This window comes from Cellulomonas sp. ATA003, from assembly GCF_031582905.1.
Taxonomy (GTDB): Bacteria; Actinomycetota; Actinomycetes; order Actinomycetales; family Cellulomonadaceae; genus Pengzhenrongella.
In genome coordinates this window covers 2,708,695-2,725,419 of the sequence record NZ_CP133990.1, presented here as the reverse complement: position 1 = coordinate 2,725,419, position 16,725 = coordinate 2,708,695, and the positions used below count along the sequence as shown (strand labels likewise).

General features: G+C 75.4%; 10 protein-coding genes and 5 pseudogenes. 12 read left to right on the top strand and 3 right to left on the bottom strand.

Annotated elements, in window-relative coordinates; genetic code table 11:
• Positions 1 to 13: 13 nt before the first annotated feature.
• Positions 14 to 2,211, bottom strand: a pseudogene (gene glgX / locus REH70_RS13660) (glycogen debranching protein GlgX).
• A 149-nt stretch (positions 2,212 to 2,360) separates the two neighbouring features.
• On the opposite strand from glgX, the gene REH70_RS13655 reads away from it, so the two are divergent.
• Both REH70_RS13655 and REH70_RS20765 read left to right on the top strand, forming a co-directional pair.
• Entirely contained in the window at positions 2,361 to 3,152 is a 792-nt protein-coding gene (locus REH70_RS13655) for an electron transfer flavoprotein subunit beta/FixA family protein (protein WP_310747986.1), read from the top strand.
• 66 nt (positions 3,153 to 3,218) lie between these two features.
• Positions 3,219 to 4,192: pseudogene (locus REH70_RS20765) on the top strand (electron transfer flavoprotein subunit alpha/FixB family protein).
• Positions 4,193 to 4,798: 606 nt separating this feature from the next.
• On the opposite strand, the gene REH70_RS13640 reads toward REH70_RS20765, so the two are convergent.
• Positions 4,799 to 5,266, bottom strand: coding sequence for a hypothetical protein (locus REH70_RS13640; RefSeq protein ID WP_310747978.1), 468 nt, complete (start codon positions 5,264 to 5,266; stop codon positions 4,799 to 4,801).
• A 430-nt stretch (positions 5,267 to 5,696) separates the two neighbouring features.
• On the opposite strand from REH70_RS13640, the gene REH70_RS13635 reads away from it, so the two are divergent.
• From REH70_RS13635 to REH70_RS13590, 10 genes and pseudogenes are all read left to right on the top strand, one after another.
• Positions 5,697 to 6,263 (top strand): dihydrofolate reductase family protein, encoded by a 567-nt coding sequence (locus REH70_RS13635; protein ID WP_310747976.1) that lies wholly within the window; start codon positions 5,697 to 5,699, stop codon positions 6,261 to 6,263.
• Positions 6,264 to 6,455: 192 nt separating this feature from the next.
• Positions 6,456 to 6,782: a hypothetical protein gene (locus REH70_RS13630; protein WP_310747973.1), complete on the top strand. Its 327-nt coding sequence runs from the start codon at positions 6,456 to 6,458 to the stop codon at positions 6,780 to 6,782.
• A complete protein-coding gene (locus tag REH70_RS13625) occupies positions 6,767 to 7,588 on the top strand; it encodes a PQQ-binding-like beta-propeller repeat protein (RefSeq protein ID WP_310747970.1) in 822 nt (273 codons plus the stop codon). The genes REH70_RS13630 and REH70_RS13625 overlap by 16 nt, the downstream gene beginning before the upstream one ends.
• Positions 7,573 to 7,704, top strand: coding sequence for a hypothetical protein (locus tag REH70_RS13620; RefSeq protein ID WP_310747967.1), 132 nt, complete (start codon positions 7,573 to 7,575; stop codon positions 7,702 to 7,704). Before REH70_RS13625 ends, REH70_RS13620 begins: the two co-directional genes overlap by 16 nt.
• 35 nt (positions 7,705 to 7,739) lie before the next feature.
• Positions 7,740 to 8,943 (top strand): annotated as a pseudogene (locus REH70_RS13615) (cysteine desulfurase family protein).
• The gene (gene mnmA, locus REH70_RS13610) at positions 8,940 to 10,088 is read left to right on the top strand and encodes a tRNA 2-thiouridine(34) synthase MnmA (RefSeq protein WP_310747965.1); all 1,149 of its coding nucleotides are present in this window, start codon (positions 8,940 to 8,942) and stop codon (positions 10,086 to 10,088) included. Before REH70_RS13615 ends, mnmA begins: the two are co-directional and overlap by 4 nt.
• Entirely contained in the window at positions 10,085 to 10,753 is a 669-nt protein-coding gene (locus REH70_RS13605) for a dienelactone hydrolase family protein (RefSeq protein ID WP_310747963.1), read from the top strand. Before mnmA ends, REH70_RS13605 begins: the two co-directional genes overlap by 4 nt.
• 142 nt (positions 10,754 to 10,895) lie before the next feature.
• Positions 10,896 to 11,765: a hypothetical protein gene (locus REH70_RS13600; RefSeq protein ID WP_310747960.1), complete on the top strand. Its 870-nt coding sequence runs from the start codon at positions 10,896 to 10,898 to the stop codon at positions 11,763 to 11,765.
• Between the two features lie 91 nt (positions 11,766 to 11,856).
• A pseudogene (gene ligA, locus REH70_RS13595) lies at positions 11,857 to 14,118 on the top strand (NAD-dependent DNA ligase LigA).
• Entirely contained in the window at positions 14,111 to 15,424 is a 1,314-nt protein-coding gene (locus tag REH70_RS13590; protein ID WP_310747957.1) for a GNAT family N-acetyltransferase, read from the top strand. Before ligA ends, REH70_RS13590 begins: the two are co-directional and overlap by 8 nt.
• Here REH70_RS13590 and REH70_RS13585 read toward each other — a convergent pair.
• Positions 15,417 to 16,588 (bottom strand): annotated as a pseudogene (locus tag REH70_RS13585) (ROK family protein). The gene REH70_RS13590 and the pseudogene REH70_RS13585 sit on opposite strands and share 8 nt — an antisense overlap.
• Positions 16,589 to 16,725: the final 137 nt, after the last annotated feature.

The window sequence follows — 16,725 nt, the reverse complement described above, 5'->3', positions numbered from 1 at the left end:
GGGACGGCCCGGCTCAGCGCTCGGTGTAGACCCGGATCGACAGCGGCTCCAGGACGACGGTGTCGCCGGCGTCGGGGTGCAGACCGCCTCCGATGGCCGCCGACGACCGCTCGCCCGGGTGCTCCCAGGCGCTGTCCCACGCCAGCTCCCAGTGGGTCGGGCGACCGTCGGCGAGCACCACGGGCACCGGGTCGAGCGACCCGTTGAGGGCGAGCAGGACGGTCGAGCCCTCGACCGACCGGAGCATCTGCAGCGTCCGCATGCCCGGGTCGTGCCAGTCGTCCTGCGCGAGCACGCCCGCGTCGGCAGAGAACCAGGCGAGGTCCGGACGGTCGCCGTCGACGAGGGCCTGGCCGCGGAAGAACGACGGGTTGCGCAGCGCGGCGTTCTCCCGGCGCAGCAGCAGCAGGTAGCGGGCGGTCGCCAGCAGGTCCCGGCGCCAGTCCGAGAGCTCCCAGCTGATCCAGGAGATCTCGTTGTCCTGGCAGTAGGCGTTGTTGTTCCCGCGCTGGGTCCGGCCGATCTCGTCCCCCGCGGTGATCATCGGCGTCCCGGCGGACAGCAGGAGCGTCCCGAGCAGGTTGCGGATGGACCGGCGGCGCAACGGCAGGATGTCCACGCCGGGCGACTCCACCCGCACCGGCCCCTCGACGCCGTGGTTCCACGACCGGTTGTCGTCCGAGCCGTCGCGGCCGCTCTCGCCGTTGGCCTCGTTCTGCTTGTGCTCGTAGGCGACGAGGTCGGCGAGCGTGAAGCCGTCGTGCGCGGTGACGTAGTTGACGGACGCGACCGGCCCCCGCGCCAGCGGGGGTCGCCCTGACCGAACAGGTCGACCGACCCGGCGAGCCGCGTCGCGAGGTCGGCGACGCCGTGCCCGGCCCGGCCGTGTGCCGCCTGGGCCGGGTCGGCGAGCCAGAACGTGCGGGCCGCGTTGCGGAACCGGTCGTTCCACTCGCCCAGGGGCGGCGGGAAGCTCCCGGTGCGCCAGCCGCCGGGTCCGATGTCCCAGGGCTCCGCGATGAGCTTGACGCCCTGCAGCACCGGGTCGGCCTGCATCCCGACCAGGAACGGGTGGTCCGGGTCGAAGCCGTCGTCGGTCCGGCCCAGGGTGACCGCGAGGTCGAAGCGGAACCCGTCGACGCCGACCTCGTCGACCCAGTAGCGCAGGGAGTCCAGGGCCATCTGCACCACGCGCGGGCGGCGGAAGTCGAGCGAGTTGCCGCACCCGGTGACGTCGGCGAAGCGGGCCGGGAGGCCGCCGTCGTGCAGGTAGTAGCCCGTGGTGTCCAGACCGCGCCAGGACACGTGCTGGCCGCCGTCGCCGCCCTCGCACGTGTGGTTGTAGACGACGTCGAGCAGGACCTCGATGCCGGCGGCGTGCAGCAGCTGGACGGCGCCCTTGACCTCGGCCAGCACCGCGCCGGCGCCGGCCGCCTGCGCGCCGGCGGTGGCGTAGGGCGCGTGCGGCGCGAAGAACCCGAGGGTGTTGTACCCCCAGTAGTTGGTCAGCCCCTTGTCGATGAGGTGCGGCTCGTGCGCGAAGGCGTGGATCGGCAGGAGCTCGAGCGACGTCACGCCCAGGGACAGCAGGTGGTCGATCGTCGCGGGGTGCGCGAGCCCGGCGTAGGTGCCGCGCAGGTGCTCGGGCACGCCGGGCAGGTCCTTCGTGAGGCCGCGCACGTGCGCCTCGTAGACGGCGGTGTGCTCCCACGGCACCTCGGGCCGCGGCACCCGCACGCCGGGGTAGGCGAGGTCGACGACGACCGAGTGCGGCACCGACCGCACCGAGTCGCGGGGGTCCGGTGGCCCGGCGGGGTCGCCGTGGCCCTGCGCGTCGACGACGTAGCCGTAGGTCTCCGGGCCGTACCCGAGTGCACCGGACAGGCCGCGGGCGTAGGGGTCGACGAGGAGTTTGGCCGGGTTGTGCCGCAGGCCACGCGCCGGATCCCAGGAGCCGTGGGCGCGGAAGCCGTAGTGCTGACCGGGGTGGACGTCCGGGACGTGCCCGTGCCAGACGCCGTGGACGGGACCGGTGAGCGGCACGCGTCGCTCCTGCCAGCCCGTGGTGCTCGCGTCGTCGCGGTCGAGCAGGCACAGGTCGACCCCGGTGGCGTGCGAGGCGAGGACCGCGACGTCCACGCCGTCGCCCCGCAGATGCACCCCGAACGGCGGGACGGGGCGGTAGGAGGGGGTCGACGGTGGCGAGGTCATCCGGACATTCTGCGTGACGCGGCAGCAGGTCCGGTGGGTGAACCTCGGCGCGGCGGTGAACGGTAGCCTCGGCCGCAGCGCCTGTGTGCGGCTGTGTGCACCTGAGCGCGTGCCGATCGCCGTGCCCCACCCGGAGGGATCCGAGCCCGATGAAGATCGTCGTGTGCGTGAAGTACGTCCCCGACATCCAGGCCGACCGCAGCCTGGGCGCCGACGGCCGCGTCGTCCGTGACGGCGGTGACGGCACGCTCAACGAGCTCGACGAGAACGCCGTCGAGGCGGCGCTCGTGCTGGCCGAGGCCGCCGGGGACAGCGAGGTCGTCGCGCTCACCGTCGGCCCCGCCGGCGCCGAGGACGCGGTCCGACGCGCGCTGCAGATAGGCGCGGACCGTGCGGTCCTCGTGCGCGACGACGCCGTCGCGGGGTCCGACGTGTTCGGCACCGTCGCGGTGCTCGCGGCGGCCGTCCGCCGGCTCGGCGAGGACGGTCCGGTCGACCTCGTGCTCACCGGGATGGCGGCGCTCGACGGGCTGACCTCGCTGCTGCCGGCCGCGCTGGCGACCGAGCTCGACCTGCCCCAACTCACCCTGGCCGCCGAGGTCGCCGTCGAGGGCGGCACCGTGCGGGTCCGGCGCGAGCTCGACGGCGCCTCGGAGACGCTCACGGCGCCGCTGCCCGCGCTGGTGAGCGTCACCGACCAGGCGAACTCGCCCCGCTACCCGAATTTCAAGGGCATCATGGCCGCCCGCAAGAAGCCGCTCGAGGTGCTGGCCCTCGCCGACGTCGGGGTCGACCCCGCGGCCGTCGGCGCGGCCGGTGCCCGCACCCGGATCGTCGAGGCGAGCCCCCGGCCGCCGCGCGAGGACCGCGTCCTGCTCACCGACGACGGCACCGCCGGGACCCGGCTGGCTCAGTACCTCGCCGACCGGAAGCTCATCTGAGCCGTGCGCGACACCACCGCCCAGGAGGCCGCTGTGACCCCTCACGCCGACGGACCCGTCGTCGTCCTGCTCGACCACCACACGCTGGACGGCCTGCCGCGGCTGCGACCGCCGGTGCTCGAGCTGCTCACCCTCGCCCGCGGGCTCGCCGCCGAGACCGGCGCCACCGTGCACGGGGTCGCGCTGGAGCCGGGTCTCGCGGCCGCCGCGGCACCGGACCTGGGCCGGTACGGCGTCGACGTCGTGCACGACGTCGTCCTGCCGGACGCCGACCCGCACCTCACCCCGGTCGCCGGTGAGGCGCTCGCGGACGTGGTCCGCGCGGTCGGCGCGTCCGCCGCCCTGCTCACCTCGACGTTCGAGAACAAGGAGGCCGCTGCCCGGCTGGCCGTCCTGACCGGCGCCGGTGTCGTCTCCGACGCGACCGGGGTCACCCGTGAGGGCGGCGAGGTCGTCGTCTCCAAGACCGTCTTCGCCGGGACGTGGAACACGCGCTGCGCGATCACGACGCCCTGGCCGTCGTCCTGGTCAAGGCGAACGCCGTCCCGGCCGAGCCCGCGGCGGAGCCGTCGGCCCCGCGGGTCGCGGAGCACACCGTCACGGTGAGCCCCCGCGCGCTGCGGGCCACCCTCGTCGCGCGCACCGAGCGGGCCGCCACCGGACGTCCCGAGCTCGCCGAGGCGCAGACCGTCGTCGCCGGCGGGCGCGGCACCAACGGGGACTTCTCCGCGGTGGAGGAGCTCGCCGACGTGCTCGGCGGCGCGGTCGGGGCCACCCGGGTCGCGACCGACGAGGGCTGGATCGGCCACGAGGCCCAGATCGGCCAGACCGGCGTGACGATCTCGCCGACGCTGTACATCGGCGCCGGCATCTCCGGCGCGGTGCACCACCGCGGCGGCATGCAGGCGTCCGGGACGATCGTCGCCGTGAACTCCGATCCGGAGTCGCCGATCTTCGAGATCGCGGACTTCGGGGTGGTGGGGGACCTGTTCGACGTGCTGCCGCAGGCGGCGGCCGAGATCCGACGCCTGCGGGGCTGAGGGCGAGGGGCTGACGGCGAGGCGCTGAGACGGCGAGGGGCCGACGGCGAGAGGGGGACGGCGACGGGCTGACCGCCGGACCGGGCCCGCGCTCAGTCGAGGCTGCGCAGCCAGTCCAGGGTCGCGAGGGCCTGCGCCGCCTGGAAGCGGCGCAGGTTCGGAATCCCGGGGGCGCCGGCTGCAGTGCCCCGTGCGCGAAGTACCCGGCGAGGGCGGTCAGCACGGTGCGCAGGGCGTCGTCGTCCACGTCCGCGGCGACCCGCTGCGCGCGGAAGATCGCGCCGGGCTCGCCGCCGCCCTGCATCGCGACGCTGGGCAGCATGAGGACCAGGTCGAGCCAGGGCGCCCCCACCGCGGCGTGCGGCCAGTCCACGAGCCAGCACGTCGACTCGTCGAGGATGACGTTGTCCCCGCGCAGGTCGCCGTGCACGAGGGTGTCCCCGGAGGCGGCCTCGGCCCACCTGGACTCCTGGGCGATGAGTGCGTCGAGGTGCTCGAGCGCCCACGCGCCGGGCTCGCCGGCGAGCGCCGCGGCCTGCTCGAGCAGCATCGGCGGGCCCTCGGCGAGCTTGCGCCACCCGGTGAAGTCGTCCGCGAGCGTGCGGGTCACCGGCTCCAGGCCGTGCGGGGTCGCGGGGGTGACCTCGGCCAGCGTGTCGACTGCCGCCAGCACGCGCACCAGGTCGTCCGGCCGCCACGGCAGCACCGGCGAGCGCCCGTGCACCGCCTCGAACCCGAGCACGACCCACGTGCCGTCGTCGTCCGACCACAGCAGGCGGGGCGCCGGCAGGTCGTCCGGCAGGGCGGCGGCGACGGCGATCTCGCGGCGGGCCAGCTCGGGGAGTGCGGGTTCTGCTCGGCCGACACGGCCTTGACGAACACCTCGCGGCCGTCTCCCAGCTCGAGCACCGACGCGAAGCCCGGGCTGAAGCCGCTGGTCGCGCCCGTCTCGGCGATCACCTCGGCGCCGACGCGGTCGGCGATCCGGGCGCGCACCGGCCGCGGCAGGTCCTGCCAGCCCAGGCGGGTCCCGGAGAAGGCGACGGGCGTCTCGGTCCGGTCCCATGCGGTCACGCTCCCATCCTGCCAGGGGCGGGGTCCCGACGCGGGACGACGCCGGAGAGGGCGGCAGTGCAGTCCCCGGTTGACCGGGGCGCACCGACGCGAGGACGCTCGATGCGAGCGGGTCGATAAGGAGGTCGCGATGCGTTCCCTCCGATGCCTGATCGGTCACCACTGGGAGGTCAGCGTCGCGCGCGAGGAGGGCGGCGAGAGGTCGGTCCGCAGGCGGTGCACGAGGTGCGGTACGCAGCGCGTGTCGGCACCGTCCCGCGGCGGGAGGGCGATGCCCGGTGCCGGCGATCGCACCACGTCGAGGCCACCCGGCGCGGACGGCTGGGACGTGGGCGGCTGACGCGTGCGTCGCTGCCAGCACTTCCGGCAGCCCCTTGCCGCTGGATGCCGTGACGCTGGACGCTGGAGCCCCGTCCGGGCGGAGGCACTCATGGGCAAGCTCATCTACGCGGCCAACACGTCGCTCGACGGCTACCTCGAGGACGCGACCGGCGCCTTCGACTGGTCCGTTCCCGACGACGAGGTGCACGCGTTCTGGAACGAGCACGAGCGGCACATCGGCACGTCCCTCCTCGGCCGCCGCATGTACGAGACGATGCGGGTCTGGGAGAGCGACGACTGGTTGACGGATGAGCCGGCCGTCGTCCGGGAGTACGCGGGGATCTGGCGGGACGCCGACAAGGTCGTCTACTCCTCGACGCTCGAGGAGGTGTCGACGGCGCGGACCCGGATCGAGCGGCGGTTCGAGCCCGAGGCCGTCCGGCACCTCAAGGAGACGTCGCCTTCGGACCTCAGCGTCGGCGGGGCGGCCCTCGGGGCCGAGGCCTTCCGCCACGGGCTGGTCGACGAGTGCGTGCTGCTCCTGTGCCCCGTGACCGTGGGCGGCGGCAAGCCGGCGCTTCCGCGGGGCGTCCGGCTCGACCTGGAGCTGCTGGACCATCGGCGCTTCCGCAACGGTGTCGTGTACGTGCGCCATGCGGTGCACGGCGTCATCTGACTCCTGACACCTGACGTCCGGCGTACCGCACCGCACCGCGGCATGGTGCCGGACGTCGCCGGCTCCTCTCCGGATCCGCCGTCACGCCGCGCGCACTAGCCTCGGCCGGGTGGCACGTGCGGAGCGGCACCTCGTCGAGGTCGAGCTCGCGGAGGACGACGCCGACCGGCGCTGACCGCACGCCTGGCGGAGGTGGACGGCCTGTCCGCCCCGCTCGACCGCCCGCTGGCCGAGGCATGGCGGGCGCAGGGGGCGTCCGTGGTCGCCCAGCTCGACGACCTGCTCATCCTGTGGCCCCCTGCCGGTGACCACGCCGTCGCGGTCGACGTCGACACCGGAGCGACCCGGTACACCGCGCCGGGGATGTGCCAGGTCGTTGACACGGGCTCCGCCGACGGGACGGACCCCGGACCCCCGGCGGCGACCCCTCGGACGACGTCCTGGTGTGCGACCACCATGCCGGCTCGGGCGAAGGACCGGCCGCGGTCACCCGAGACGTCACCGTGCACGACCCGCTGACCGGCGAGCTGCTGCGGAGCATCCCCACTGGGAGGACGCACACCTGGTCGTCCCTCGCCGGCGACATCCTGACGCTCGGCACCGATGCCGACCGGCACGTCACCGCGGGCCGCTGGTCCTTGAGCACGGGCGAGGAGCGGTGGACGTACCGGAGCGCGGAGCCGTCGCCCACGAGCAGCATCGACTGGTCGGGTGGCGTGGGCGAGGACGTCATGGGGGTGGAGGCGGGCGACTTCTCGGTGATGCTCGACCCGGACACCGGTGAGGAGGTCGACCGGGACCTGTGGGGCGACGGGTCCGACGGTGACTCCTCGGGGCCCGTGCCCGGACCGGGCGGTTCCACGGTCAGCTACCGGTACGGGGCCGAGGGGTTGATCAGCACGACGGTGCTGGGACCCGACGGCGAGGAGCGCTTCGAGGTACCGGGGGCGATCGTCGGGCCCGACCTCGATGACGGGACCGCGTCCGGGATGCTGTTCGCGGCCCCACCCGACCCGGGTTCGCCGTCGTCGGTGGTCGCCGTCGACGCGGTCAGCGGTGAGGTGCGCTGGACCGCCGACGTACCGGTGAGCACGGTGTCCGCGCTGTCCGGCCGGATCGTGGTCCGGGATGCGTCCGGCACGGCCGCGCTCGACCCCCGCACCGGCGAGCAGCTGTGGGCGGTCGAGGCCGATCGCCGGGACGCGTTCGGCTGGGATGTCGTCACCGACGGACGGCGGCTGCTCTCCGTCGAACCGGGTGCCCTCGGGAGGCCCCCGTGGGTGGGCGCACCCGCACGGACCGCGAGCTCGTGGCCCGGGACCTGACCACGGGCGAGGTGACGTGGCGCGCGCCCGTGCCGCTCGAGGGTCGGCTCGTGACGCTCGCGGACGGAACGGTCGTGCTGATCGGGTCGGACGAGATCGCGGCCCTGCGGCCGTGAGGGCACGGTGCGGCGCGGTTCGTAGACTGGGGACCGTGACGGCCTACCTCGACCATGCGGCGACCACGCCGATGCTCCCCGCGGCGGTCGAGGCCCTGACCGCCGAGCTCGGCCGGACCGGCAACGCGTCGTCGCTGCACTCCGCGGGCCGGTCCGCGCGGCGCGTCGTCGAGGAGTCCCGCGAGGCGATCGCGGCCGCGCTCGGCGGGCACCCGAGCGAGGTCGTGCTGACCGGGGGCGGCACCGAGGCCGACAACCTCGCGATCAAGGGCCTGTACTGGGCGCGCACCGCGCAGGACCCGGCGCGCCGACGCGTGCTCGTCTCCGCCGTCGAGCACCACGCCGTCCTCGACCCGGCGCACTGGCTCGCCCGGCACGCGGGCGCCGACGTCGTGCTCCTGCCGGTCGACGGGGAGGGGCGACTCGACGTCGCCGCGCTCGCGGCCGAGCTCGAGGCGTCGGCCGGGACGGTCGCCCTGATCTCGGTCATGTGGGCGAACAACGAGGTGGGCACCCTCCAGCCGATCCGCGAGGTGGTCGAGCTCGCGGGCCGGTACGGCGTGCCGGTGCACGCCGACGCGGTGCAGGCCGTCGGGCAGGTGCCGGTCGACTTCGCCGCGTCCGGGCTCGACGCCATGACCGTCACCGCGCACAAGATCGGCGGGCCCGTCGGCGTGGGCGCGCTGCTCGCCCGCCGCGGCCTGGACCTGACCCCGGTGCTGCACGGGGGCGGGCAGGAGCGCGGCGTGCGGTCCGGCACCCTCGACACCCCGGCGGCGCGGTCGTTCGCGGTGGCGGCGCAGGCCGCCGCCGGCGCGCAGCCCGCGACGGCGGCCCGGCTCGCCGGCCTGCGCGACGACCTGGTGCGCCGCGTCCGGGCTGCCGTGCCCGGTGCGGCGCTGCGCGGCCTGACCCGGACCGGCGACCGGGGGACCGGCTGCCGGGCAACGCCCACTTCACGTTCCCCGGGTGCGAGGGCGACTCGCTGCTGTTCCTCCTGGACTCGGCCGGCGTGCAGTGCTCGACGGGCTCGGCGTGCCAGGCCGGTGTGCCGCAGCCCTCGCACGTCCTGCTCGCGATGGGCGCGGACGAGCGCGAGGCGCGGGGGCCCTGCGGTTCTCGCTCGGGCACACCTCGACGCCCGCGGACGTGACCGCGCTGGTCGAAGCGCTGCCCGACGCCGTCGCCCGCGCCGGCGCCGCAGGGCTCGCCTCGGCCGGGCGGGAGGCCGGCCGATGAGGGTGCTCGCCGCGCTGTCCGGCGGCGTCGACTCCGCGGTCGCCGCCGCGCGCGCCGTCGACGCGGGGCACGACGTCGTCGGCGTCCACCTGGCGCTGTCGCGCAACCGCGACCAGTTCCGCACCGGCTCGCGGGGGTGCTGCTCGATCGAGGACGCGGGGGACGCCCGCCGCGCCGCGGACGTGCTCGGCATCCCGTACTACGTGTGGGACCTGTCCGAGCGGTTCGAGGACACCGTGGTCGCCGACTTCCTCGCCGAGTACGCCGCCGGCCGCACGCCCAACCCGTGCGTGCGGTGCAACGAGCACATCAAGTTCGAGGCGCTGATGGACAAGGCGGTCGCCCTCGGCTTCGACGCCGTGTGCACGGGCCACTACGCACGGGTGGCGCTGCGCCCCGACCCGGCCGACCCGGCCGACCCGACCGGGCGCACCCTCGTCCGCGAGCTGCACCGTGCGGCCGACCTCGCCAAGGACCAGTCGTACGTGCTCGCCGTCATGGGGTCCGAGCGGCTGGCCCGGTCGATGTTCCCGCTCGGGGACGTCGCGTCGAAGGCCGAGGTGCGCGCCGAGGCGGAGCGGCGCGGGCTCAGCGTGTCGGCGAAGCCGGACTCCTACGACATCTGCTTCGTCGCCGACGGCGACACCCAGGGCTTCCTGCGCGAGCGGCTCGGGGCGCAGCCGGGCGACGTCGTCGACACCGAGGGGCGCATCGTCGGCGCGCACGACGGCGCCTACGCGTACACCGTCGGGCAGCGCAAGGGCCTGTCGATCGGACGCCCCGCACCCGACGGCCGGCCGCGCTACGTCCTCGAGGTGCAGCCGGTGACCAACCGCGTCGTCGTCGGGCCCGCGGAGGCGCTCGCGGTCGGCGCGGTGGTCGGGACCGACGCCGTGTGGCTCGCCCCGGACGTCGTCGGCGCGCAGGACCTCGGGGCCGACGACGACGCACGGTGGTTCAGCTGCGCGGTGCAGGTGCGTGCCCACGGCGACCCGGTGCCCGCCCGGGCGCGGCGCACCGCGGGCGGGGTGCGGATCGAGGTCGACGGCGACCTGCGTGGCGTGGCCCCGGGGCAGTCGGCCGTGCTGTACGACGGGTCACGGGTCCTGGGTCAGGCGACGGTGGAGGGGACGGAACGGGCATGAGCACACCGGGGTCCGACGCAGGGACGGACGGCAGGACTGACGACGACGCGGCCACGGCGGCAGCTGGCGGCGGCCACGGCGTCGTCGTCGTGCACGACTGGTACGGGCTGCACCCGCACGTGCTCGAGTACGCCGAGGAGTTGACGATGGCGGGCTTCGCGGTCGAGGCGGTCGACCTCTACGCCGTCTCCCGGACGACCGACCCCGCGCGCGCCGAGGAGCTCGCCGACGCGCTCGACGGCACCGGGGCGGTCGCGATCATCGACGCCGCGATCACTCGGCTGCGCGACGCCGGTGCGGTGGCCGTCGGGGCGGTCGGCTTCTCGCTCGGCGGCAACCTCGTGCTCCGCGCCGCCCGCGAGGGGGCCGTGGACGCCGTCGTCGCCTACTACGCGGTCCGGTCCCCGCAGGACGCCGCGGCCACCCGGTGCCCCGTGCAGCTCCACCTCGCCGAGACCGACAGGTTCGAGGACCCCGAGTACGTCGCGGAGTACGTCGCCGCGCTCGAGGCGGCCGGTACCCCGGTCGACACGTTCGCCTACCCGGGCACCGTCCACTCCTTCGCCAACACGGACGTGCCGCTCGCCGACGCCGCCGCGGCGGACGTCGCGCGGGCCCGCACGGTCGGCTTCCTGCACGCGCGCCTCGCCCGGTCCGCCCCGTGACCGGCGTCTCCGGGCTCGGCCCGTGGCCGGGGGCGGACGCGATCGAGGCGCAGACCGTCGTGATGGGGGACCTCACGGACGTCCCGGCAGGCCTGACCGGACTGCCGTTCCGGGTCCAGCCGACGCCGGCCGCGCGCGGGGAGTGGACGCCACCGCGCGCACCGCCGGGCTGCTCGTCGACCTGCCGGTCGAGCTCGGCGTGCACGGCTGGAAGCTCGCCGACCACCCCGGCCAGGACCTCGCCCGCGTCCGGTCGCTCGCCGGGCAGGAGCTCGACGCGCTCGCCGTCGCCGCGCTCGGGTACGCGGGGCCCCTCGTGATGCCCGTGCACGGGCCGCTGACGCTCGCCGGCTCGCTGTACCTGGCCCGCGGGGACCGGGTGCTGTCCGACGTCGGCGCCGTCCGTGAGCTCACCGAGTCCCTCGGGGCAGGCCTCGCCGAGGAGATCGGGCGGCTGCGGGTCGCCGTGCCCGGTGCCGAGCCGCTCGTCCTGCTGCACGAGCCGATGCTCGCGGCCGTGCTGGTCGGGGCCGTCCCGACGTTCTCGGGGTACTCGGCGATCCGGCCGGTGCCCGGCCCCGTCGTCGCCGAGCGGCTGCGCGCGCTGGCGGACGCCGCCCGGGGTGCCGGGGCGTCCGGCATCGTCGTGCACCTCGGCGACGCCTGGGCCGCGCTGCCGGTCGTCGCGCGGGCCGGCGTGGACGGCGTCGGGCTCGCCGTCGGGACCCTCGACGAGCGCGCGTGGGAGCGGGTCGCCGAGGCGGTCGAGGCGGACCTGCGGGTGTGGGCCGCACTGCCGCCGGTCGCGTCCTCGCAGTGCGCGGGGCCGGACGTGCGCGGCCAGGCCGAGACCCTGCTGCGCCCCTGGGGACGGGTCGGGCTGCCCGTCGCGCGCCTGACCGACGTCGTGCTCGTGCCGGCCGGGGCCTCGCCGTCGCCCGACGCCGCCCGCCGCGCGCTCGCGGACGTCGTGCGCGCGGCCGAGGTCGTCGCGGAGCGCGCCGCCGGCTGACCCGAGTCCGCCCGCGCCGCCGCCCCGCCCGTCGACCGGTGCGGGCGCGTCCGTCGGGCGGCGTGTGGGTGGCCCGCGCCATGATGGCCCGGTGAGCGAACAGGCACTGCACACGGACGACGAGGGGCTGGACGAGGCAGCCGCGCGGCACCGGTGGGCGGCACTGGCCGGTGCGATCCGCGACCACCAGTTCGCGTACTACGTGCGGGACGCACCCACGGTCAGCGACGGCGAGTACGACGCGCTGCTGCGCCGGCTGGAGGCGCTCGAGGACCACTACGCCACGTACGGGCTGCGGACGCCGGACTCGCCCACTCAGCGGGTGGGCGGGACGTTCTCGACCGAGTTCGGCGCCGTCGAGCACCTCGAGCGGATGCTGTCGCTCGACAACGCGTTCTCCACCGACGACCTCGCCGAGTGGTATGGCCGCGTCCAGCGGGACCTCGACGGCGCGTCCGCCGGGATGCACCTGCTGTGCGAGCTGAAGATCGACGGCCTCGCGATCGCGCTGGTGTACGAGAACGGCGTCCTGGCCCGGGGTGTCACGCGTGGCGACGGGCGCACGGGGAGGACGTCACCCTGAACGTCCGCACCATCGAGGGCATCCCGCACCGGCTGACCGGTGACGACCACCCCGAGCTCCTCGAGGTCCGCGGCGAGGTGTTCCTCCCGGTGGAGGGGTTCCGCGCCGTCAACGAGGCCCAGATCGCGGCCGGCAAGCCGCCGTTCGCCAACCCGCGCAACACCGCCGCCGGGTCGCTGCGGCAGAAGGACCCCCGGGTCACGGCGAGCCGTCCGCTGCGGATGTACAGCCACGGCATCGGGGCCCTGCGGTGGCCGGGGCACGCGGACGTCCTCGCGCGGCAGTCCGGCGTCTACGGGCTGCTGGCCGGCTGGGGGCTCCCGGTCTCCCCCACAGCCGGGTCGTCGACACCCTGGACGACGTGCAGGCGATGATCGACCACTTCGGCGAGCACCGCCACGACGTCGAGCACGAGATCGACGGCATCGTCGTCAAGGTTGACGAGGTCGCCCTGCAGCGCCGCCTCGGCTCCACCAGCCGGGCACCGCGGTGGGCGATCGCGTGCAAGTACCCGCCCGAGGAGGTGAACACGAAGCTCCTCGACATCCAGGTCAACGTGGGCCGCATGGGTCGGGTCACGCCGTTCGGCGTGATGGAGCCCGCGCAGGTGGCCGGCTCCACCGTGTCGATGGCGACGCTGCACAACGCGAGCGAGGTCCGCCGCAAGGGCGTGCTCATCGGGGACACCGTCGTGCTGCGCAAGGCCGGCGACGTCATCCCGGAGATCGTCGGGCCGGTCGTCGAGCTGCGCGACGGCACGGAGCGCGAGTTCGTCATGCCGACCCACTGCCCCTCGTGCGGCACCCTCTCGCGCCGGCCAAGGAGGGCGACGTCGACATCCGGTGCCCGAACGCCCGCTCGTGCCCGGCGCAGCTGCGCGAGCGGGTGTTCCACGTCGCGTCCCGCGGCGCGTTCGACATCGAGGCGCTCGGCTGGGAGGCGGCGAGCGCGCTGCTCGAGGCCGGCGTCCTGACCGACGAAGGCGACCTGTTCGACCTGGACGCCGACGCGCTGCGCCGCGTCCCGCAGTTCACGCTGTCCACCCGGTCGAAGGTCAAGGGCCGGGTGCGCGAGGCCGGCGACCTCAACGCCGTCGGGGAGAGCCTGCTGGTCAACCTCGAGGCCGCCAAGGACCGCCCGCTGTGGCGCGTGCTCGTCGCGCTGTCCATCCGGCACGTGGGGCCGACGGCGGCACGGGCCCTCGCCGCGGAGTTCGGGTCGATGGAGGCCATCGAGGCGGCGGCCCGCAGCGACGACGCCGCCGGGCTGGCCGGCGTCGCGGGCGTCGGCCCGACGATCGCGGCGGCCGTCCGGGACTGGTTCGAGCAGCCCGGCGAGGACGACCGGTGGCACGAACGCATCGTGGGGAAGTGGACCGCAGCCGGCGTGCGGATGGCCGACGAGCGGGACGCGTCGATCGCCCGCACGCTCGAGGGCGTCACGGTCGTGGTCACCGGGTCGCTCGAGGACTACTCGCGCGACGGCGCCAAGGAGGCGATCCTCACCCGCGGCGGCAAGGCGTCGGGCAGCGTGTCGAAGAAGACCGACTTCGTTGTCGTCGGGGCCAACGCCGGCACGAAGGAGGCCAAGGCCCGCGAGCTCGGCGTGCCGATCCTCGACGAGGCCGGCTTCACCCGGCTCCTGGCGGAGGGCCCGGCGGCGGTCGCACCGGCCGCGGAGGAGGACGGGCCCGGCGACGGCGAGCAGGGGACGGTGCACCCGGAGGACGATGGGGCTCTGACTACCACCCCGGGAGGCACCGATGCCTGACCTCGTGATCCGCGTCGCCACCGATGACGAGGTCGCCGCAGCGGGTGCGCTGACCGCGCAGGCCTACCAGTCCGACGGCCTCGTGCGGGACGGCGACGACTACGTCGAGGAGCTGACGGACGCCGTCCGGCGTGCGCGCGAGGCGACCCTCCTGGTGGCGGTCGCAGCGCCCGACCCGGACGGCGACGACGACCCTGCCCGCAGCCGCTCCGAGGTGGTGGGGACCATCACGATCGCCCCGGCCGGGACGTCGTACGCCGAGATCGCCGATCCCGGCGAGGTCGAGCTGCGGATGCTCGCGGTCGCGCCGTCGGCCCGCCGGCGGGGTGTGGCGGAGGCGCTGATGCGCGCCGCGATGCGGGAGGCGGTGACCCTGCGGGCCGAGCGGGTCGTGCTGTCGTCCCTCGAGGAGATGACGACCGCGCACCGCCTGTACGACCGGCTCTCCTTCGACCGGGTGCCCGCGCGCGACTGGCACCACGAGGACATCGCCCTGCGGGTCTACACCTGGACGGTCCCGTCCGGTCCGGGTGCGCGGGCCGAGGCCGCGGTCTGGCCACCGCTGGAGACGCGCGACGTCGACGGCTGGCGGGTCGGCCTGTCCGGCGGCTTCACGCGCCGGGCCAACAGCGTCCTCGCGCTCGACGAGCCGCGGGACGTCGACGCCGCGCTCACCGAGGTGGAGCGCGTGTACGCGGCGGCCCGCCAGCCGTCCGTGTTCCGGGTGTGCGCGCAGAGCGAGCCGGAGGATTTGGACGGGGTGCTCGCGCGGCGCGGGTACCGCGAGGTCGCACCCACGCTGGTGATGGTGCGGCACGGGCTCGACGGCGTCGCCGCCCCGTTCCAGGCTCCGGGCCTGGAGTGCACCGTGGCCGACGCACCGGACGAGGACTGGCTGACCCGCTGGCTGGATGTCAGGTCGACCGCGCCGGTCGACCACGCGCTCGCCGGCCGCCTCGTCGGCGGTGCCCGCGCGCTGTACCTCACCGCACGGGACGACCACGGCCCGGTCGGGGTCGTCCGGGCCGCGCTCGTCGACGACTGGGCGGCGCTGGCCTGCCTCGCGGTGGACACGCGGGCGCGGCGCCGCGGCGTGGGCAGGGCGCTGACGTGCGCTGCCCTGCACGAGGCCGCCCAGCGGGGGCGCAGCGGGCATTCCTCCAGGTCGAGGAGTCCAACGACGCCGCGATCGAGATGTACGCGAACCTCGGCTTCGCCCCGGCGGAGCGGTACCACTACCGCCAGCGCTGACTCCGACACGCCGCCCACGCGCCTGTGTCGGACGGCGGGCGGGGCCGTCAGATGAGCGCCTGGAGCTCCTCGCCCGCGAGCACATGGTCGATCGCCATCGTGCTCGCACCGAGGATGCCGGCGCGACCGCGCGCACGGCTGGTGACGATCCGCAGGTGCTGGGTCGCAAGCGGCAGCGACCGGCGGTAGACCACCTCGCGGATCCCGGCGAGCAGGTGCTCACCCGCCTCGGCGAGGCTGCCGCCGACGACGATCACCGACGGGTTGAGCATGCTCACGCACGCCGCGAGCACCTCGCCGATCGCCCGGCCCGCGTCCCGCACGGCCGCCGCGGAGGTGAGGTCCCCGGACCGGACGAGCGCGACGACATCAGCGCTCGAGGTCGCGTCGAGGCCTGCCCTGCTCAGCTGCGTGGCCACCGCCGCCCCGCTGGCCACCGCCTCGAGGCAGCCGGTGTTCCCGCACCGGCACGGCCGGTCCTCGCCGCCGGGCACCGCGACGTGGCCGAGGTCGCCGGCCGCGCCCTGCGCCCCGCGGCGGATCCCCCGTCGCTGATGATCCCCGCGCCGATGCCGGTCGCGACCTTGACGAACAGCAGGTGGTCGACGTCGCGGAACTCCGTCGCGTGCTCACCGAGCGCCATGATGTTGACGTCGTTGTCCACCAGCACGGGCGCCGGCCCGAGCAGGAGGTGGAGCCGGCCGGCGACGTCGGCGTCGTCCCAGCCCGGCATGATCGGTGGGTTCGTCGGGCGGCCGCTCCGGTGGTCCACCGGCCCCGGCAGCCCGACGCCGACGCCGACGAGTTCGGAGGCCGGGCGTCCCGCTCGGTCCAGCAGGTCGCGGGCGATCGTCGCGACGCGATCCAGCACGCGTTCGGGACCGTCGGCGATCGCGAGCGTCTCACCGTGCTCGGCGAGGACGTCCGAGGCGAGGTCGGTGACCGCGACGCGGGCGTGGGTCGCGCCGAGGTCGACCGCGAGCACGACGCGGGCGGCGGGGTTGAACGCGAACGTCACCGGGGGACGCCCACCGGTCGACGCCGCCTCGCCGGTCGGGGTGACCAGGCCCGCGGAGATCAGCTGGTCCACCCGCAGGGCGACGGTGGACCGGGCCTGCCCGGAGAGGGTCGCGAGCTCGGTGCGTGTCCGGGGCCGGCCGTCCCGCAGCAGACGCAGGGTCGCGCCCAGGTCGCCGACCCGGGCTGCGTGCGTCGACATGACGGCAGTCAAGCACAACTGACGAAGCCCACTGGATGCTCGGTCACGATCCAGCAACTTTTGCTTGACCGTCGACAGAACTTCTGCGACGTTGCTCGGCATGGTCAATGACGACTCCCGGCGCCCGGGTGCGCTCG

Excerpts from the sequence above, each read along its gene's own strand:
- REH70_RS13655 (WP_310747986.1), top strand. The coding sequence starts at position 2,361 with ATGAAGATCGTCGTGTGCGTGAAGTACGTCCCCGACATCCAGGCCGAC.
- REH70_RS13635 (WP_310747976.1), top strand. The coding sequence starts at position 5,697 with ATGGGCAAGCTCATCTACGCGGCCAACACGTCGCTCGACGGCTACCTC.
- mnmA (WP_310747965.1), top strand. The coding sequence starts at position 8,940 with ATGAGGGTGCTCGCCGCGCTGTCCGGCGGCGTCGACTCCGCGGTCGCC.
- REH70_RS13605 (WP_310747963.1), top strand. The coding sequence starts at position 10,085 with ATGAGCACACCGGGGTCCGACGCAGGGACGGACGGCAGGACTGACGAC.
- REH70_RS13590 (WP_310747957.1), top strand. The coding sequence starts at position 14,111 with ATGCCTGACCTCGTGATCCGCGTCGCCACCGATGACGAGGTCGCCGCA.